The 19,059-nt window shown below is 70.5% G+C and carries 18 protein-coding genes and 1 riboswitch; of the genes, 10 read left to right on the top strand and 8 right to left on the bottom strand.

Going from position 1 to position 19,059, the window contains the following annotated elements:
• Nucleotides 1–70: riboswitch (cobalamin riboswitch) on the top strand.
• Nucleotides 71–165: 95 nt separating this feature from the next.
• Complete coding sequence (locus VH914_14000) at nt 166–1,056, top strand: hypothetical protein (GenBank protein ID HEX4492318.1); 891 nt, start codon at nt 166–168, stop codon at nt 1,054–1,056.
• A 93-nt stretch (nt 1,057–1,149) separates the two neighbouring features.
• Here the strand turns inward: VH914_14000 and VH914_13995 are convergent, their stop codons facing one another.
• Both VH914_13995 and VH914_13990 read right to left on the bottom strand, forming a co-directional pair.
• Complete coding sequence (locus VH914_13995) at nt 1,150–3,093, bottom strand: thiamine pyrophosphate-binding protein (GenBank protein HEX4492317.1); 1,944 nt, start codon at nt 3,091–3,093, stop codon at nt 1,150–1,152.
• A 160-nt stretch (nt 3,094–3,253) separates the two neighbouring features.
• A complete protein-coding gene (locus VH914_13990; GenBank protein ID HEX4492316.1) occupies nt 3,254–4,861 on the bottom strand; it encodes a glutamate synthase-related protein in 1,608 nt (535 codons plus the stop codon).
• Between the two features lie 133 nt (nt 4,862–4,994).
• Between VH914_13990 and VH914_13985 the strand changes: the two genes are divergently transcribed.
• Nucleotides 4,995–6,338, top strand: a complete 1,344-nt coding sequence (locus VH914_13985) for a carotenoid oxygenase family protein (protein HEX4492315.1) — start codon at nt 4,995–4,997, stop codon at nt 6,336–6,338.
• 107 nt (nt 6,339–6,445) lie between these two features.
• Here the strand turns inward: VH914_13985 and VH914_13980 are convergent, their stop codons facing one another.
• On the bottom strand, nt 6,446–7,090 hold the full coding sequence (locus tag VH914_13980; protein HEX4492314.1) for a hypothetical protein: 645 nt from the start codon (nt 7,088–7,090) through the stop codon (nt 6,446–6,448).
• A 110-nt stretch (nt 7,091–7,200) separates the two neighbouring features.
• Here VH914_13980 and VH914_13975 point away from each other — a divergent pair, with 110 nt between their 5' ends.
• The 3 genes from VH914_13975 to VH914_13965 all read left to right on the top strand — a co-directional run bounded on the left by VH914_13975 (nt 7,201) and on the right by VH914_13965 (nt 10,108).
• Nucleotides 7,201–8,379: an acyl-CoA dehydrogenase family protein gene (locus VH914_13975; protein HEX4492313.1), complete on the top strand. Its 1,179-nt coding sequence runs from the start codon at nt 7,201–7,203 to the stop codon at nt 8,377–8,379.
• Between the two features lie 196 nt (nt 8,380–8,575).
• Entirely contained in the window at nt 8,576–9,856 is a 1,281-nt protein-coding gene (locus VH914_13970; GenBank protein HEX4492312.1) for a glucosaminidase domain-containing protein, read from the top strand.
• Between the two features lie 66 nt (nt 9,857–9,922).
• Nucleotides 9,923–10,108, top strand: a complete 186-nt coding sequence (locus VH914_13965) for a DUF1272 domain-containing protein (protein HEX4492311.1) — start codon at nt 9,923–9,925, stop codon at nt 10,106–10,108.
• Here the strand turns inward: VH914_13965 and VH914_13960 are convergent, their stop codons facing one another.
• On the bottom strand, nt 10,109–10,912 hold the full coding sequence (locus tag VH914_13960) for a serine hydrolase (GenBank protein ID HEX4492310.1): 804 nt from the start codon (nt 10,910–10,912) through the stop codon (nt 10,109–10,111).
• 238 nt (nt 10,913–11,150) lie between these two features.
• On the opposite strand from VH914_13960, the gene VH914_13955 reads away from it, so the two are divergent.
• The 4 genes from VH914_13955 to VH914_13940 all read left to right on the top strand — a co-directional run bounded on the left by VH914_13955 (nt 11,151) and on the right by VH914_13940 (nt 14,862).
• Nucleotides 11,151–12,209: a DUF4037 domain-containing protein gene (locus VH914_13955; protein ID HEX4492309.1), complete on the top strand. Its 1,059-nt coding sequence runs from the start codon at nt 11,151–11,153 to the stop codon at nt 12,207–12,209.
• Nucleotides 12,210–12,233: 24 nt separating this feature from the next.
• The gene (locus tag VH914_13950) at nt 12,234–13,166 is read left to right on the top strand and encodes an ABC transporter ATP-binding protein (protein HEX4492308.1); all 933 of its coding nucleotides are present in this window, start codon (nt 12,234–12,236) and stop codon (nt 13,164–13,166) included.
• 83 nt (nt 13,167–13,249) lie between these two features.
• Complete coding sequence (locus VH914_13945) at nt 13,250–14,035, top strand: ABC transporter permease (GenBank protein HEX4492307.1); 786 nt, start codon at nt 13,250–13,252, stop codon at nt 14,033–14,035.
• Nucleotides 14,032–14,862 (top strand): ABC transporter permease, encoded by an 831-nt coding sequence (locus tag VH914_13940; GenBank protein HEX4492306.1) that lies wholly within the window; start codon nt 14,032–14,034, stop codon nt 14,860–14,862. The genes VH914_13945 and VH914_13940 overlap by 4 nt, the downstream gene beginning before the upstream one ends.
• 41 nt (nt 14,863–14,903) lie before the next feature.
• Here the strand turns inward: VH914_13940 and VH914_13935 are convergent, their stop codons facing one another.
• From VH914_13935 to VH914_13920, 4 genes are read right to left on the bottom strand one after another with little or no spacing between them, the layout of a single operon-like run.
• Nucleotides 14,904–15,746 carry a methyltransferase domain-containing protein gene (locus tag VH914_13935; GenBank protein ID HEX4492305.1) on the bottom strand — a complete coding sequence of 281 codons (843 nt, stop codon included), beginning with the start codon at nt 15,744–15,746 and terminating at the stop codon, nt 14,904–14,906.
• Nucleotides 15,746–16,459, bottom strand: coding sequence for a gamma-glutamyl-gamma-aminobutyrate hydrolase family protein (locus VH914_13930; GenBank protein ID HEX4492304.1), 714 nt, complete (start codon nt 16,457–16,459; stop codon nt 15,746–15,748). The genes VH914_13935 and VH914_13930 overlap by 1 nt, the downstream gene beginning before the upstream one ends.
• Complete coding sequence (locus VH914_13925; protein HEX4492303.1) at nt 16,456–17,856, bottom strand: glutamine synthetase family protein; 1,401 nt, start codon at nt 17,854–17,856, stop codon at nt 16,456–16,458. Before VH914_13925 ends, VH914_13930 begins: the two co-directional genes overlap by 4 nt.
• Complete coding sequence (locus tag VH914_13920; GenBank protein ID HEX4492302.1) at nt 17,853–18,494, bottom strand: hypothetical protein; 642 nt, start codon at nt 18,492–18,494, stop codon at nt 17,853–17,855. The genes VH914_13925 and VH914_13920 overlap by 4 nt, the downstream gene beginning before the upstream one ends.
• A gap of 82 nt (nt 18,495–18,576) precedes the next feature.
• Between VH914_13920 and VH914_13915 the strand changes: the two genes are divergently transcribed.
• A complete protein-coding gene (locus VH914_13915; protein HEX4492301.1) occupies nt 18,577–18,960 on the top strand; it encodes a cupin domain-containing protein in 384 nt (127 codons plus the stop codon).
• Nucleotides 18,961–19,059 lie beyond the last annotated feature (99 nt).

Genomic DNA, 19,059 nt, shown 5'->3' with positions numbered 1-19,059 from the left:
GGGGAAGCCGGTGCGAATCCGGCGCTGACCCGCAACTGTGAGCGCCTCCGTGGCGCGAGCCAGGATGCCCGCCCCGTCCGCCGGCGATCGCCGGTCGAAGTCACCGGCCGTCTCCGGACGGCCGCCCGGACGGCCCTCGAGGACGGGGTCGGGGAGGAGTCGGCGATGCGGGTGCGGTCGTTCGGATTGCGTCGGCGGTTCGCGATCGTGACGACGCTGGTCGTCGCGGCGGCGGTCGGAATCGGCGTCGCGGGCGCGGGTTCCGCGCGTGGCGCGACCGCGCATCGCGCGGCCGTCGTCGTCGAGGTCGACGGCGTGATCCACACGGCCAAGATCTCGTTCTCGTCGGATTGGATCAGCGGCCTCGACGCGTTACGTGCCGCGGGCTTCGCGCCGGGTGTGCGCGTGTTCGGCGGCAATGGTGGCGCGGTCTGCGCCCTCGACGTCGGCGGCACGACGATCGGATGCCCCTCCGACAACACGTGTCTGACGTGCTCGCCCGATTCCGACTACTGGTCGTACTGGCGCGCGCTCGCCGGCGCGTCGAGGTATACGTGGTCGAGCCTCGGGGCCGGCAACACGCAGGTGCACGACGGCGATGTCGAGGCGTGGAACTGGAGCACGGGATCGGCGCCGTCGCCGTTCGTGTCGTTCAACGACGCGTGGCCTTCGACACCCACGACCACGCGTCCGCCGGCCTCGACCGCGCGCCGACCGCCGGTCAGCCCGCTGACGGTCGGCCCCGTCGGCCCGGTCGCACCGACGACGACGGCGCGCGCGGACGGAGGCCCCGGTCCAACGGCTCCGACGATCGCGTTGGTGCCGAGCACGACGCGGCCGCCGGCATCGACCGACACGACGGCCGAGCGTTCGACCGAGACGAGCGTGCGCGCGGCCGACACGTCGCCGCGCAAGGTCGCGACCGCGCCGGTCGTCGCGCACGGAGGGGGCGGGTCGTCGTGGGGACTCGTCGGCTTCGCCGCGATCCTCGTCCTGCTGCTCGCGGCGATCGTCGTCGCGCGGCGCCGCCGGCGCAGCGCGATCTCGGCGCAGTAGCACCGAGGGCGAACTGCCGGAACGGGCGGGTCGCCGAGCGGCCCGCCCGATGCAGGAACTGAGGGCGAAGCTTGCGAGCCCGACCAGAGAAGCTCAGATGAGATTGGCGTCGGCGGTGATCGCGACGAGCGCGGGGCCGGGGTGCGCGAGCGCGGATGCGATCGCGTCGTCGAGCTGCGCGCGCTCGTCCACCCGCACGCCGAACGCGCCGCAGAGCTCCGCGTAGGCGGCGAAGTCGGGGTTGTGCAACGACGTCTGCCACACGTCCCACTCGCCCGCGCGCTGCTCCTTCGAGATCTTCCCGAGCTGCGCGTTGTCGAGCAGCACGTGCGTGATGTTCATCCCGTACTTCACCGCGGTCGTGAGCTCTGCGAGGTACTGACCGAAGCCGCCGTCGCCGGTGACCGCGACGACCTGGCGGGTCCCGCCGACCGCGGCCCACGCGCCCATCGCGGCCGGGAAGCCGAACCCGATCGACCCGAGGTAACCCGACATCAGCACCGCTTGACGGCGACACTCGAAGTAGCGGCCGAACGAGTACGTGTTGTTGCCGACGTCGACCGCGATGACCGCGTCGTGATCGACCAGTCGCGAGAGCGAGTCGAAGATCGCGGCCGACGACACACCGAGGCCGCGGTCGTCGAGCAGCCGCCGCGCCTTCTCCGCGTGCCAGATCGCGCGCCGCTCGAGCACTTCGGGTCGCTGATCGACGGTGTCGACGTCGGATTCGCCGAGCGCGCGGAGCAGCTCGTGCGCGGTGACGCCGACGTGCCCGAGCACCGGCACGGAGACGGCGTGGAAGCGACCGAGCGCGTCCGGGTCGAAGTCGACCTGCACGATCGGCTTGTACGAAGCGATACCGGTGTGATCGGAGAACGACGCGCCGAACACGAGGAGGAGGTCCGACTCGTTCATGAACCACGACGCGATCGGTGTGCCGCTGCGACCGAGCACACCGCACGCGAGCGGGTCGTCGTCGGCGATGAGTCCCTTCGCCTTGAACGTCGTGACGATCGGCGCGCGCAGCCGCTCCGCGAGCGCGTAGACCGCGATCATGTCGAAGCGCGCGCCGTGGCCGACGACGATCACGGGTCGGCGCGCGCCGCGGATCAGCTCGATCGCCTCCTCGACGGCCTCGACCGGAGGGCGCGTGCGCAGGTCGGGGAGCCTTCCGGTCGGACCGCTCGCGACCTGGTGGTCGGCGGCCGGCACGACCTGCACCTCGTCGGGGAACACGAGATGCGACACGCCGCGCTCGAGCAGCGCGTGCTTGCACGCGAGGGTCATCAGCTCGGCGTGGTCGGAGCGCTCGTGAACGGTGCGCGAGAAGACGGAGACGTCGGCGAACGCGGCGTTGAGGTCGACGTCCTGGAACGCGCCGCGGCCCGCGACCTTCGACGGCACTTGCCCGGAGAGCGCGAGCACCGGCGCGCGGTCGACCTTCGCGTCGTAGAGCCCGGTCAGCAGGTTCGTCGAACCCGGTCCCGCGATCGCGAAGCACGCCGCGAGCTTGCCGGTGAGCTTGCCGTAGGCCGAGGCCGCGAACGCGGCCGCGCCCTCATGACGGATGCCGACGAACTGCAGGTCGCCGCGCGCCTCGGCCTCGCGCATCGCGTCGGCGAAACCGAGGTTCGAGTGGCCGACCATGCCGAACACGTGGGTCACACCCCACGCGACCATCGTCTCGACCATCACGTCCGAGACGGTGCGCTCGCGCGGCGCTTCGGGTGGGAGGCCGACGTAGACACCGTCGGCGCGCACCTCGACCGGATACGCCTCGGGCGCATCGGTGAAACCGGGCGGCGGCGTTCCCGTGATCGGGTCGTAGTCGTAGCCGTGCCACGGACAGCGCAGCCAGCCCTTCTCGATCGAGCCCTCGCCGAGCGGTCCGCCCTGGTGCGGGCACTTGTTGTGCAGCGCGCCGTAACGGTCTCCGAAGCGGGTGAGCGCGACCGACCGATGACCGGCGGCGACCGTCTTCACGCGCCCGTCGGGCAGTTCGTCGACGTCGGCGACCCGGTACCAGACGGTGCTCATCGGTCGACCTCGCGGCGCTCGGTCTCCATCACATCGGTCGCGTGCTTGCTCCTCGCGGCGCGGTGCGTCATCGAGGTCCGTCGCTGACCGTGCACCCGCTCGATGACGCGGGATGGGAGCGCCTCAGGTCGCCTGCTCGCTCCGCTCACCGCTTGCGCGCTCACGCGACGCCGCCGTACGCCACGCCCGCGAGGTCGGCGACGTTGCGGTCGAACGACGTGAGGTCGTCGAGGCTGAACTGGTTGAGGTGCGAATGCCCGCACGCGCGCGCGAGCACCTGCATCAGCTCGACCGACGCGCGCAGGAATCGGTCCAACCGCTGCGCGGCCTCGTCGACCGGTAACCGCGCGCGCAGGTGCGGCTGCTGCGTCGCGATCCCGACCGGGCAGTTGTTCGAGTGGCACGCGCGCATGCCGAGGCAGCCGATCGCCTGGATCGCGGAGTTCGCGATCGCGACCGCGTCGGCGCCGAGTGCGAGCGCCTTCGCGAAGTCGGCGGCGTCGCGCAAGCCACCGGTGATCACGAGCGTGACGTCGCGGCGACCGCGTCGGTCGAGGTGCCGGCGGGCGCGCGCGAGCGCGGGGATCGTCGGCACCGAGATGTTGTTGCGGAACAGCAGCGGTGCCGCGCCGGTACCGCCGCCCCGACCGTCGAGGATCACGTAGTCGACGCCGACCGAGAGCGCGGCGTCGAGGTCTTCCTCGATGTGCTGCGCCGACAGCTTGAACCCGATCGGGATGCCACCCGATTCTTCGCGCACGCGATCCGCGAACGCGCGGTAGTCGTCGAGCGAGGTCCAGTCGGGGAAGCGCGGTGGCGAGATCGCGGGCGTCCCCTCGGGCAGGCCGCGCACCTCGGCGATGCGGCCGACGACCTTGTCGCCGGGAAGGTGTCCACCCGTACCTGTCTTTGCGCCCTGCCCACCCTTGAAGTGGAAGGCCTGCACCTTCTTCAAGATGTCGAACGACCACCCGAAACGGGCCGACGCGAGCTCGTAGAAGTAGCGCGCGTTCTCGGCCTGCTCTTCCGGCAGCATGCCGCCCTCACCGGAGCAGATGCCCGTACCGGCGAGCTGCGCGCCCCGCGCGAGCGCGGTCTTCGCCTCCTGCGACAGCGCGCCGAACGACATGTCGGACACGAAGATCGGGATGTCGAGCCACAACGGCTTCGCCGCGTTCGGACCGATGCACAGGTCGGTGCCGACGGGATCGTCGTCGAGCAGCGGCAACCGCGCGAGCTGCGCGGTGACGATCTGCATCGTGTCCCACGTCGGGAGCTCGGTGCGCGGCACGCCCATCGCCGCGACCGGTCCGTGGTGTCCGGTCTTCGACAGCCCGAACTGCGCGAGCTCGTGGATGTACATCACGAACGGCTCTTCCGGAACCATGTGCGGATCGCGGTAGAGGCCTTGGTAGACGTCGGGGTCGAACGGTTGCGGGTGCTTCATCTTCCACATGAGCACCGCGTCGCGATCGACGAAGAGGTCGCCGCCGTCGAGCTCCGACTCGAACTTCTGCAGCACCTCGGCGTTGTTGTACGCGCTCACGCCGGTGTCGATGCGGTAGTCCCAGCCGTGCAGACCGCAGATGAGGTCGTCGCCGACGATCGAGCCGTCGGCGAGCCGCGCGCCGCGATGCAGACACCGGCCGTAGAGCACGGAGTGCTCGTCGCCGCGGCGCACGATCACGAGATCGATGCCCTCGACGTTCGCGCCGACCGGCGTGCGATCGGGCACCTCGCTCCAGGTCGCGACCTTCACCCGATTCATCCGCGCTGCCCCCCTTGGCCGAACGTGTGGTGCGTGATTCTCCCGCGCGGGCGGCCGTTGACCCGGTCGCACATCATTGGTATAACGCTGTGATACAGCCTGGCCGTCCACACACGTCTGACATGGGGGACCGATGGTCGCGACGACGAACCCGTTCCTGCTCGGCAACTACGCGCCCGTGCGCGACGAGGTCACCGATTCGCGGCTCGAAGTGCGGGGCGCGCTCCCGCGTGAGTTGAGCGGGCGCTACCTGCGCATCGGCCCGAACCCGTACGCGATGCCCGAAGGCCCGTATCACTGGTTCATCGGCGACGGCATGGTGCACGGCATCGAGCTGCGCGATGGACGCGCGAACTGGTACCGCAATCGTTGGGTGCGCACCGCGCCGATCACCGGCGCGACGGGCGAGGCCGCGATCGACGGACCGCCGCCGCCGATGTACGACTCGAGCAACACGAACGTGATCGGGCACGCGGGTCGTGTGTTGTCGCTGACCGAAGGTGCGATGCCCTACGAGCTGTCGCCGGAGCTCGACACGCTTCGACGCACTGCGTTCGACGGGACGTTGCCGACCGGCTTCACCGCGCACCCCAAGACCGATCCGGTCACGGGTGAGCTGCACGGGTTTGCGTACTCGTGGACTTCGCCGAATCTCATCTACCACGTGATCGACGCGTCGGGGCGGCTCGTGCGCAGCGAGCCCATCACCGTCGGCGGGCCGACGATGATCCACGACTTCGCGCTCACGCGCAGCTCGGTCGTGTTCTTCGACCTTCCGGTCGTGTTCGACCTCTCGATGGTCGAACGCGGGCTCGCGATGCCGTACCGCTGGGACGACGACTATCCCGCGCGCGTCGGCGTGATGCCGCGCGACGGTGGCGACGCCGACGTCGTGTGGTCGGACGTCGAGCCCTGCTACGTGTTCCACCCCATGAACGCGTACGACGAGGGCGACGCCGTCGTCGTCGACGTGTGCCGGCACCCGACGATGTTCGCCCACAGCGTCGAAGGCCCGAACGACGGCGGTTTGCCGACGCTCGACCGGTGGACGATCGACACCGCCGCGCGCAAGGTGCGCCAGGAACGGCTCGACGACCGCGGGCAGGAGTTCCCGCGCGTGAACGAGTCGCTCCTGATGTCGCGGCACCGGTACGGGTACGTGGTCGAGACGATCAACAGTGAGACCGCGTTCGACACCGCGCGCATCTTGAAGCACGACCTGCAGACGGGCACGTCGGAGGGGCACGACTTCGCGAACGGCGGGAGTCCCGGCGAGTTCGTGTTCGTGCCGAGCGAGGGTGCGACGTCGGAGGACGACGGCTACCTCATGGGCTTCGTGTACGACCCGACGCGCGATTCGAGCGATTTCGTCGTGCTCGACGCGAGCGCGGTCGCGTCGGAGCCGATCGCGACGGTCGCGCTCCCGCAGCGCGTGCCCTACGGCTTCCACGGCAACTGGGTTCCCGACCCCCGCTGATCCGTCAGTGGTACTGCGTTGCCCGGCGATACGCCGGCAACGCAGTACCACCGGACCGACGCGTCGCGGCGTCGATCAGGCGGAGCAGCCGACCTCGGTGGTGACGCTCAGCTCGACACGCCGAGGCGCGCGAGCTCGTGGCGCACCGTGCTCGCGGCGGCCGGTTGCCCGGCCTTCGCGACCGAGTCGAAGAAGTCGCCGAGCCGCTTGCGGCATGTGCCCGCGTAGCGAACCGCCTCGACCTCCGTCCAGTGCACCGGCGTCTCGCGCTCGGATCCTGCCGCCGCGATCGCGAGGTTCTCGCGGTGAGACGCGACGTCGTCGACCCGCGAACACTCGTCGAGACCCATCCCGATGTCCCACACCATGTCGGCGCGTGGGTACGGACGCACGCCGAGCTCCTTCGCAAGCGTGTTGACGAAGTCGGCGCGCTGCGTGGCGTCGTTGCGGCGGCCCGCGAGCTCGACGAGCTCCTGCTCGAGACCCGATCGGTCGGCGCGCGTGAGCGCGCAGGTGACGTGCGCGTGCAGGTGCGCGGTTCCTTCGCGCACGTCGAAGCCGACCTCGCCGCGCGCCGAGGGGCACTTCTGCGCCATCTCGATCGCGATCTGCGACGGAAGGATGATTCCGTCCTTCGCAGGGTGGACGTCGACCGTCGGCACGTCGCTCGACGAGTGGTGCCCGAGGCAGCCGGCGACGAGCACCGCGACCGTCGCGACCATTGCGACGGTGCGCGTCGCACGCGATCCCACGGCGTCATCGTGACAGACCGCCCGCCCGCGCGGCGGCACCGGGCGTGCGGTTCCGCAGGGCCGTCCGTACACTCGACCGCTCGGTCAAGTTTCGTGGACGGGAGTCAGCCGTGGCATCCGAAGAGCAGCGCGTCCTCGACCTGTGCGAGCAGCTGCTCGCGGAGCACGACCCCGCGACGGCGAAGGCCGAGGACTTCCTCGGCGCGCAGTTCGACCTCGGGCTCGCGTGGGTGCACTTCCCCGAGGGCAATGGCGGGCTCGGACTCTCACCGAAGCTTCAGAACACGGTCAACGCTCGGCTCGGCACGGCGAAGGCGCCGAGTCCGTACGGTCGCAACCCGATCGGCTACGGCATGGGCGCGCCGACGGTCGTGACGCACGGGAGCGACGCGCAGAAGCAGCGCTACCTGCGCCCGCTCTTCACCGGCGAAGAGGTGTGGTGCCAGCTGTTCAGCGAGCCCGGCGCGGGCAGCGACGTCGCGGGCCTCTCGACGCGCGCCGAACGCGACGGCGAGGAGTGGGTCGTCAACGGGCAGAAGGTCTGGACCACGCTCGCGCACATCGCGCGCTTCGGCATGCTCATCGCGCGCACCGATCCCGACGCGCCGAAGCACAAGGGCATGACCTACTTCGTCGTCGACATGCACGCGCCCGGTGTCGAGGTGCGGCCGCTCGTGCAGATCACGGGCGAGGCCGAGTTCAACGAGGTGTACTTCACCGACGTGCGCATCCCCGATCACGAGCGGCTGAGCGAGGTCGGCGAAGGCTGGCGCGTGTCGCTCACGACATTGATGAACGAGCGGGTGTCGATCGGCGGAACGGTCGCGCCGCGCGGGAGCGGTTTCATCGCGACCGCGCTGCACGCGTGGTCGAAGACGGACCGCAACGATCCCATCGCGCGCGACAAGCTGGCCAAGCTCTGGTGCGAGGCGGAGGCGCTGCGACTCACCAACGTGCGCGCGTCGCAGGCGCGCAAGCAGGGGACGCCCGGCCCGGAGGGATCCGTCGCCAAGCTCATGATGGCGGAGCTCAACCAGCGCATCGGGAGCTTCGTCGTGAACCTCATGGGTCCCGAGGCCGGCCTCTACGACGGCTACACGTTCGAGCGGCCCCGTACCGCGCTCGACCTCAGCAAGCCGGTGAAGGCGTTCCTCCGGGTGCAGGCCAACTCGATCGAGGGCGGCACCTCGAACATCATGAGGAACATCCTCGGCGAGCGGGTGCTCGGCCTCCCGGGCGAGCCCCGGGTCGACAAGGACGTGGCCTGGAGCGCCGTCCCCCGGAGCTGAGAAGACGTGCCCACCAGAGCGCGTGAGCGAAGCGAGCGGCGCGGCCGCGTTCGGCACCTGAGGCGCCGGGAGCGAGGCTTGCGAGCCCGACCAGAAGGAATCGCCTCCGGAAATCGGGTCGGGCTGCCGATGAAGGAGGGTGGCGCGAGCACGACGTCCTCACGCGCCCGTAATCGGGGCGGCCCGCACGATCTCCGTGTTGTTCGTCGCGCTCGCGGTCTGTGTGAGCGGCGTCGCGGCGGCGTCGACGACCACGACGACGTCGACGACCACGACGACCACCACGACCACGCCGGGTTCGACCGTCCCGCCGGCGACCGCGCCCGCGCCGCCGACGAGCGTGGCGATCCTGCCGCCGCCGCCCCCGTTCCCGCCCGGTGACGACTTCGGCCGCCTCCTTCTCCAGCACCGCGCCGACGGCACCGCCGCGCTCGCGCAGGCGAACGTCGACATCTCGATGTGGACCGGTCAGGTCGCGACCGAGCAGGACAACGTCCGCGTCGCGCAGGACAAGCGCAACCAGGCGGTCGCACACGCGCACGCGGTCGTGCGCAAGCTCGTCGCGATCAAGAGCGAGATCAAGGTGCTCGCGGCGAACGCGTACATGCTCGGATCGAGCGTCGAGCTCACGGGCGCGCTGTCGTCGTTCGCATCGGCGAACGACATCGTCACGCTGCAACGCAACCTCACGCTCGTCCGCAGCTCACACGATCGCTTGCACGACCTCGTCGACTACGAGAAGCACGAGCAGGTGCGCGCGGCACGCGGGGTCGACGACGCGACCGAGGGCCTGAACGAGGCGACGTCGAAGTGGCAGGCTGCGCAGGGGAGCCTCGCTGCCGCGCAGCAACGCCAGGTCGACGCGACCGCGGAGCTCGCGCAGGCCGATCGCGACCAGCAACGCTTCTTCGACGACGCGACGACGTCGGCGAGCCCGATCATGGGCCCGACGCTGCTCACCGCCGACGACCTCGTCGCGTACATCGACTCGCTCCACCTGAAGCATCAGCCTCAGCTCACGGTGCCGATGCGCACGCTCGCGGGCTATTACATCTCCGAAGGCAAGGCGGAGGGCGTCCGCGGCGACGTCGCGTTCGCGCAGTCGGTCCTCGAGACCGGCGCGTTCACCTTCCCGGGTCACGGGCTCCTGATCCCGACCGACAACAACTTCGCGGGCATCGACGCGTGCGACAGCTGCAAGCACGGTGACCTGTTCGAGACCGCGCAGATCGGCGTGCGGGCGCAGATCCAGCTGTTGCGCGTCTACGCGGACCCGACGCTCGAGAAGATCGAGCAGTTCGCGCATCCTGTCGCGCTGCTGCACGAGCCTCACCTCCGCGGGTCCGGGCACTCGCGCACCTGGTACTCGCTCGGCGGCACGTGGGCGACCGGCCCGAACTACGGCTTCCACGTGTACGACATCTACATGCAGATCCTCGATCTCGCGGAGCGACGCGCGCGCGGCGAGACGCCGTAGCGCGACGGCCCGAATCGCGCGTTCGTCGTCATGGCGCGCGCCGCTCACATGCGTCACGATGCACGCATGCTCGAGATGCGATCGGCCTGCGAGCACTGCGGCGCGCCGCTGCCGCCCGACGCGACGAACGCGGCGATCTGCTCGTTCGAGTGCACGTTCTGCCGCGACTGCGCCGATGGCGTGCTCGCGGGCGTCTGCCCGAACTGCGGCGGTGAGCTCGTCCGGCGGCCGGCGCGCGCGAACGCGCAGTAGCTACCCCTCGAACCCGCCCCACGCCTCGTAGAGCAGCTCGCCGATGCGCGCGAACGCGTTCGGCGCGGCGTCCTCGGGCCGGGACGCGAAGTCGGTCTGCCCGTCGGCCATGGCCGCGACGACCCACGAAGCGGTGTCGGTCTCGAAGCGCCCGGAGTCGACGAAGCGGCCCATGCCGGTGCCGGTCTTGTTGTAGACGCGCACGGGCATGGTGATGGCGACGTCGGCGGCGTACGCCATGTGCGGGAGTCGCCGCGGCAGGCCGACGAGGTGCTGCTGGCGATAGAGGATCGTGCGGCACCGCTCGTCGAGGTGCGCGTACAGCTCCGCGAGATCGCGCGGTGAGCTCACCGAGAACGGCGTGCCCGCGAGCGCGTCGCCCATCTCGATCTCGTTGATGCGAAGCGTCGGGCATCCGAGCGCCTGCATCGCGGCGGCGAAGTCGTCGAGCGTCCCGAGCCGCGGCATCAACATCGCGGTCGCGGAGTTGTCGGAGACGATGATCATCAACCACGCGAGGTCGTCGAGCGTCGGCTGCAGCCCGCTCGCCAGGAATCGGAGCACGCCGGTACCGATGTACTTGTCGGAGTCGCTGAGCTCGACACGTGTCGAGGGGTCGAGCGTGCCGGCGTCGACGAGCCGCGAGTAGAGGATCAGCGCGCCGGTCTTGGCCGTGCTCTCTGCGGGCATGACCCGGTCGGCGTCGAGCTCGACGGTCTCGCCGGTCGCGAGGTTCCGCGCGTACACGCCGAACACACCCGGCAAGCCGTCGACCGTCGACCGCACCGCGTCGGTCAGGGTCATGGCCGAAGACGCGAGCCGCGAGCGGAGCGAGCACGCGACCTGGGTCGCGCCCATCTCGCGTCGTGGAGCGGCGAGCGGTTCCGTGCGCGCGCGCCGGTCGCGAGCACCGAAGATCGAGCGAGCGCGACCATGAACACAGTGCGACCATACGCCGGCAGTTCGAAGTTCCTGCCGAAACGGGCGGGTCGCCCTTTGCGGCCCGCCGAGTCGCAGCGTGACTCGTCGAGGAGGGCGAAGCGTGCGAGCCCGACCAGAAAGCTTCGTGCCCGGGATCGAGCTCGCGCGGTCCTTCTACGCGGAGGTCGTCGCACCGATCGTCGGCGTGCGACCGCATGCGGCCGCGCTGCTGGGGTGGGGATCGGACGTGCTCGGCCTCGACACCGAGCGCTCGACCGATCACGGCTTCGGACCGCGCCTGCAGATCCTGCTCGGCGACGACCACGATCCTGCCGACGCGGAGGAGCTGCGACGCGCGCTCGACGAGCGGCTCCCCGCCGAGCACCGCGGCTACCCGGTGAGATTCGAGTGGGACGAGGTGGCGCGCCAACACCACGTGAGCGTCGAGAGCACGGGCGGGCTCTCGCGGCGGATCGTCGGCTTCGACCCGCGCCCGAGCCTCGACGTATTCGACTGGCTGACGACGCCCGAGCAGCGCCTGCTCGAGCTGACGCGCGGCGCGGTGTTCCGCGACGACCTCGGCGAGCTCACGCGCATCCGCGCGCTGCTGGCGACCCATCCCGACGACGTGTGGCTCTGGTTGCTCGCGTGTCAATGGAAGCGGCTCGCGCAAGAGGAGCCGTTCGTCGGGCGGACCGCGGAGGTCGGCGACGATCTCGGCAGCCGCGTCCTCGCCGCGCGTCTCGCGCGCGACGTGATGCTGCTGTGCTTCCGGATCGAGCGTGTGTACGCGCCCTACTCGAAGTGGTTCGGATCCGCGTTCGCGCAACTCGACGCGGCGGCGGAGGTCGGCGCCGCGCTCGATCGCGCGCTGCGCGCCGGCGCGTACGAGGATCGCGAAGCGGGGCTCGTCGACGCGTACGAGGCCGTCGCGCGCCGCCACAACGCGCTCGGCGTGACCGCCGCGGTCGAGCCTTCGGCGCGCGGGTTCCACTCGCGACCGTTCCGCGTCATCGGCGCCGAACGCTTCGTCGATGCCTGCCTCGCACGGGTCGAAGATCCGGCGCTGCGCGCATTGCCGCTGATCGGCTCGGTCGACCAGTGGTCCGACAACGCCGACCTGCGCTCGTCGCCGGTGGTGTTCCGCCGCGGACGCGAAATGTACGGCCGGAGGGGCTGAGCGGCGCCGGTACTCTCGGACCTCGTGGCATCCGACCCGGCGTTGATCTCGGCGCGCGCGCTCGTGAAGCGCTTCGGCAGCTTCGTCGCCGTCGACGGGATCGACTTCGACGTGCAGCGCGGCGAGGCGTTCGGCTTCCTCGGCCCGAACGGCGCGGGCAAGAGCTCGACGATGCGCATGATCGGTTGCGTCTCGCCCGTGAGTGGCGGCGAGCTACGCATCCTCGGACTCGATCCCGCGGCCGACGGACCCGCGATCCGCGGGCGCCTCGGTGTCGTGCCGCAGGACGACACGCTCGACCTCGAGCTCACGGTGCGCGAGAACATGATCATCTACGGCCGCTACTTCGACCTGCCGCGCGCGGTCGCGCGCGAGCGCGCGGCGCGGCTGCTCGAGTTCGTGCAGCTCTCCGAGCGCGCGAACGACAAGGTCGATCCTCTGTCGGGCGGGATGAAACGCCGGCTCACGATCGCGCGCTCGCTCATCAACGAACCCGAAGTCCTGCTGCTCGACGAGCCGACGACGGGACTCGATCCGCAGGCGCGTCACGTCGTGTGGGAGCGGCTGTACCAGCTGAAGCAACAGGGCGTCACGCTCGTGCTCACGACGCACTACATGGACGAAGCCGAGCAGCTCTGCGACCGGCTCGTCGTGATGGACAAGGGCCGCATTGCGGCCGAGGGCTCGCCGCGAGCGCTCATCGACCAGTACTCGTCGCGCGAGGTGCTCGAGCTGCGCTTCGCGGTGGGCGAGCAGGAGGCGATGGCCGCGAAGCTCGCGGGCATCGGCGATCAGGTCGAGCCGCTGCCCGACCGCGTGCTCGTGTACGCGCACGACGGCGACGCGGCCGCGGCCGCGGTGCACGAACGCCACCTCGTACCCGAGAGCATGCTCGTGCGCCGGGCCACGCTCGAGGACGTCTTCCTGCGGCTCACCGGCCGCACGCTGGTCGATTGAGCACATCAGGCGCGGACCGCAGGCGCGGACACCCCGTGAAGCACTCGTCGCCGTCCGGATCGAGCGCCGAAGGTCGGAGTCGCATGGGCGCGACACCGCCCGCGCTGCGCGCGCTCGAGTACTGGATCTACCAGTACCGGCGGATGTGGCGCGGCAGCGTGATCTCCGGATTCATCAGCCCGCTGCTGTACCTCGCGGCGATGGGCGTGGGGCTCGGGTCGCTCGTGAACCATCATCACTCGAGTCGCAACTCGCTCGGTGGCGTGAGCTACATCGCGTTCCTCGCGCCCGGAATGCTCGCCGCGATCGCGATGCAGATCGGCGCGCAGGAGTCGACCTATCCCGTACTCGGCGGCATCAAGTGGGTGAAGAACTACTTCGCGATGCTCGCGACGCCGTTGCGCGTCGTCGACGTGCTCGTCGGGCAGCTGCTGTGGATCGCGATGCGCATCACGCTCACGGTCACGCTCTTCCTCGTCACGATGGAGCTCTTCGGCGCCGGTCATCACTGGACGGTGTTGCTGGCGGTTCCCTCGGCGGTGCTCACCGGGATGGCGTTCGCGGTGCCGATCTGCGCGTACGCGGCGACGCGTGAAGGCGACGCCGCGTTCGCCGCGCTGTTCCGGTTCGTGGTCATGCCGATGTTCCTGTTCTCGGGCACGTTCTTCCCGGTGACGCAGCTCCCGAAGGGCCTGCGCGTGGTCGCGTACATCACGCCGCTGTGGCACGGCGTCGATCTGTGTCGTGCGCTCGCGCTCGGCGACGCCGGAGTCGTGCGCTCGCTCGGCCACGTCGCGTATCTGCTGGTGTTCGTCGTCGCCGGCGCGCTGTGGGCCCGGCACACGTTCACGCGACGGTTGGCGACATGACATCGACCCCGTCGACCCCGTCGACCACGACGCTCACGCGCATCACGCCCAGCGTCGCGTGGCGGGGCGCCCGCGCGCGGCGTCTCGTCGAGCGCAACGTGATGGTGTACCGGCACAGCTGGCTGATCATCTTCTCCGGCCTGTTCGAGCCGATCTTCTACCTGCTGTCGATCGGCGTCGGGATCGGTCGCCTCGTCGGCAAGGTGCCCGGACCGGGCGGTCATCTGCTCACCTATCGCGAGTTCGTCGCGCCGGCGCTGCTCGCGTCGGCATCGATGAACGGCGCGGTCTACGACAGCACGATGAACGTCTTCTACAAGCTGAAGTACGCCAAGATCTACGACGCGGTGCTGTCGACACCGATGGGCGTCGACGACGTCGCGCGCGGCGAGATCACCTGGGCGCTCATCCGCGGATTCCTCTACGCGGTCTCGTTCATCGTCGTGATGCTCGCGCTCGGTCTGGTCGACTCCGCGTGGGAGATCCTCGCGTTGCCCGCGTCGGTGCTCATCGGCTTCGGCTTCGCGTCGATCGGCATGGCCACGACCGCGTACATGCGCAGCTGGGAGGACTTCGAGTTCGTGCAGCTCGCGGTGCTCCCGCTGTTCCTGCTGTCGACGACCTTCTATCCCTTGTCGACCTACCCGCGCTGGTTGCAGATCGTCACCGAGTGCACGCCGCTCTTCCATGGCGTCGCGCTGCTGCGCGCGCTGAACGAAGGTGCGATCGGTCCCGGCCTGCTCCTGCACGCGCTCTACTTCGTCGCGATGGGGATGATCGGCGTCTGGGTCGCGTCACGCCGGCTGGGTCACCTGCTCCTCACCTGAGCTTTCTGGTCGCGCTCGCTGGGCTCGCCGCTCCTGACGCCTCAGCCGCCGCCTCGGGAGGGCCGCGAAGCGACCCGCCCGCTCTCGCGGGAACGCCGGGCCAGGTAGATGACGGTCTGGTACGGGCGCACGATCGCGTCGCCGAAGTCGTCGCGCGCGATGCGCTCGAGCTCGTCGAGCACACGCGTGCGCGTTGCCTCGGGCAGCGCGAGCCACGGCGAATAGGTTGCGAACAGGGCGCGGATCCCGGCCGCATCGTGGTGGCCCTCCCACGGCACGACGTGGTGCTCGACCGGCTCGAACGCGCCCGTCGCGTCGATCTCGCCGATGCGCGCGTCGACGTCGAGCGCATACGGCACCGAGCTCGCGAACGCGTCGAACTGCAGCTCCGGCGCGAGGTCCCGAAGCATCGGCCGGAGCGCGCGCTCGAACGGATCGGGGCGAGAGGCGTCGCCGAACACCGTCCACCAGAGCGCGAGCCAGCCACCCGGGCGCACGAGGGAAGCGGCCTTCGCGAAGCCGGTGCCGGGTTCGACCCAGTGGAACGCGGTCGCGGCCACGAGGAGATCGAACGCCGCGTCGGGCAACGCGGCGGACTCGAACGACGAGACGACCACCTCACAGGCGCGACCCGCGGTGCGCTCGCGCAGACGCGCCGCGAGCGCGGGCCCGGGCTCCACGGCGGTCACCGCGGCACCGAGGTCGAGCAGCCGCATCGTCGCCAGCCCGGTCGCGGGTCCGACCTCGAGCACGCGCGCGCCCGCGCCGCAGCCGCGGTTCGCGAGCAGCGAGTAGATCTCGTCGGGGTATTCGGGCCGCGCTTCGTAGCCGTCGGCGACGCCGTTGAAGGTCGCGGCGAGCGTGAGCCGGATCTCGTCGTCCACTACGCAGGCTCGAACAGCTGGCGGAAGAGCGCGAGGTGCTCGGGCCGGTGCCGCAGCATCTCCGGATGCCACTGCACACCGAGTACACGGGGCGCGCCGTCGACCTCGATCGCCTCGACGGTGCCGTCGTCGGCCCGCCCGACCACGCGGACACGCGCGCCGACGGTGTCGACGGTCTGGTGGTGCAGTGTGTTCACGCCGAGCGCGGTGGTGCCGAGCGCCTTCGCGATGCGGCTGTCGGGTTCGAGGATGACCTCGTGGACCGACTCGTTGTACGCGTCGTCGCGCGAGTGCACGGGCACGTGCTGCGTGAGCGTGCCGCCGAGCGCGACGTTCAGCACCTGGATGCCACGGCACACACACAGCGTCGGCTGGTCGCGCTCGACCACCGCGCGGCACAGCGCGATCTCGGTCTCGTCGCGGCGCGCGTCGACGGGGCCGGTCTCGGGTGCGACCGGCGCGCCGTAGCGCTGCGGATCGACGTCGCAGCCGCCGGTGACGATCAGTGCGTCGACGGCGTCGAGCACGCGCGCCACCTCGTCGGCGTCCGACGGGTCGACGACCGGCAGCACGACCGGGATCGCGCCCGCCCGCTGCACCGCCTTCACGTACGGCACCGCGGCCGCGAAGTGCAGGAGCTCGAAGCCGGACTCGTCGACGAGCACCTGGTGCGCGGTGATCCCGACGACGGGCAGACGATCGCGCGCCGTCACATGATCTCGAAGTAGCGGGCGAGCTCCCAGTCGGTCACCGACTCGGCCGACGCGTCACCGCCGGTCGTGTGGAACATGAGCCATTCCCACCGCCGCGTGTTGACCCAGAAGTCGACGAAGCCCGCACCGAGCTCCTCGCGCAGGTACGAATCGGCTTCGAGCGCGTCGGCGGCCTTGCTGATCGAGGTGGGCAGGTGCGGGTAGCTCTCGGGCAGGCCCCAACCTGCAAACGGGAACGCGGGTGGCGGCTCGAGCGCGTGGCGCAGACCTGCGAGGCCGCCCGCGAGCACCGCCGCGAGCACGAGGTAGACGTTCGCGTCGGCGGCCGCGAGCCGGTGCTCGATGCGCGACGCGGATTCCGTGCGCGTGAGCACGCGCACCGCGGTGGTCTTGTTGTCCTCGGCCCACGTCGCGGTCGTCGGTGCCGCGGCCCAGCCGACGAGCCGGCGGTACGAGTTGATCGTGGGGGCGAGGATCGACGTCGCGCCGCGCATCGTCGCGAGCAGGCCACCGATCCAGTGCCGCATCGTGTCGCTCGGTTCGCCGCCCTCGGTGTGGAACACCGCGAGTCCGTCGGCGTCGGTGAGCGAGTGGTGGACGTGTAAGCCGTTGCCGTAGTCGATCGTCGGCTTCGCCATGAAGGTGACGCAGTAGCCGAGGTCGATCGCGGTCTCGCGCAGCACCTGGCGGGCGCGCATCGCGCGGTCGGCCGCGGTGACCGGGTCCGCGGGCGCGAGGTTGAGCTCGAACTGACCGGGGGAGCCCTCGTCGCTGTACGCCTCCCACTCGATGCCGAGCGCGTCGATGCGCGCGAGCGCGGCCTCGCGGAACGCGCGCTGCAGGTGCGAGTTGTGGAGCAGGTACGCGAGCGGCGCGGGCGTCGACAGCGGCGTGAGGTCGCGGAAGTGCTTCGCGCGCGCGTCCTTGAGCGGCACGTCGAAGACCATCGCCTCGATCTCGAACGCGGCCTTGCCGGTGAGACCATGCGCCGCGAGCTCGTCGACCATGCGGCGCAGGAGGCCGCGCGCGCACACCGGCAAGACGTTGCCGTCGATGTCGACGTGGTCGACGATCACGTTCGCGGTACCGGGCTCGTCGGCGGGCGCGACGAGCGTGGAGAGATCGGGGCGTTGGTGGATGTCGCCGAGCGCGTCGCGCCGCCATTCGTCCCACCACGCGAGGAACGGTGTGCCGCCGACGTCGTACCCGAACGCGAGCTCCGTGAGCGCGGGGCCGAGCGGGAGCGAGTGCTCGAACTTCGCGCGGTGGAGGTGCTTGCCGATGAGCACGCCGTCGAGCGACACGCCTTCGGTGCGCACGGTCTTCACACCGTGCGCGTCGAGCCACGCGCCGAGCGACGCGGCGTCGGGCGGTGGGGTCGCGTCGGTCGCGCTCATCCGCCGAGCATCCACGCGATCGAGCGGCCGGTGAGCTCCGCGAGGTGTTGCAGCGAGCCGACGCCGAAGAGCTTGCCGTCGAGCATGTCCTGGCCGAGCACCGACCCGCCGCTGAACACCGACGTGAGCGCGTGCGCGGTGCCGTAGAGCTCGTACTCGGGCGGCGTGTCGCCGAGCGTGAGGCGCGAGTTGTCGTCGGTGCCGACGACGAGCATCGCCTTCGGCATGCGCGGGTGGTTGCGCGCGAACTCCCAGAAGGCGCGGGCTTCCTCCGGCCACGGACCTGCGGGCGGGTCGAGCACCTTCGCCGCGGCGAGCGCGAGCAGCGGGTGGCGCGCCGCGCCCGACACCTTCGGCTTGGGCGCGTCGGGATCGTTCAGGCGCAGCAGATCGGCCTCGATGACCACACCACTGTCGGTCGCGACCCCGTGCTCGACGAGCACCTTGCCGTTCGCGAACCGCATCGTCACGGCCTGCGGGTCGACCGTCGACCTCAGCGCGACGACGCCGCGCATCTTCGTCATCCTCGACTCGAGCTCGGGTCGCCGGGCGGAGCGGCGGAGCGTCGCGCCGAGGATCCGCACGAGGGGTGTGGGGTCGTCCTCCAGCGCGATCTCGACGGGCGAACCGTCGGCCACGGCCACCTCCGCTCGTCGGCGCTTCCGGGCCCTGCGGCCGATGACGCTACCGTTCCGGCGTCGCAAGCGTGAGGGGGCCCTCGTGGACGTACGCAAGATCGAGGACGTCGAGCCGGTCATCGAGCACAACGGCACGGTGCCGGTGTGGTGGCTCGTGAAGCCGCGGGAGATGTTCGACATCACCAAGGGCGGCCACCTCGAGCTCGTGAACGAGTTCGAGGTCGCGGGGGGCGGCTACGTGTTCCCCCACGAGCACCCGACGCACGAGTTCTATTACGTCACCGCGGGGCGCGGCACGATGATCATCGCCGACGAGGAACGCGAGATCCGTCAGGGCGACCTCGTGCACATCCCGCCGAACACGATTCACAGCCTCCGCCCGGTGAGCGACCACGCGCCGATCCATTGCTTCTGCTTCGCGGTCGCGGAACCGGGTGCCGGAGAGATCAACTACACGGAGCACTAGCGGTTGTCGTCGGCGCCGGCACCACGGTTCGCCCGTCCGACCCGATCCAAGCGGCGCGGGTGCGTGCGTGAGGGCCTCCGGCCCCGGGGGCCGAGCGCC

It is taken from the genome of Acidimicrobiia bacterium, assembly GCA_036271555.1.
Taxonomy (GTDB): Bacteria; Actinomycetota; Acidimicrobiia; order IMCC26256; family PALSA-610; genus DATBAK01.
Note: the sequence above shows the minus strand (reverse complement) of the source record. Positions and strands in the feature narration are given on the sequence as shown.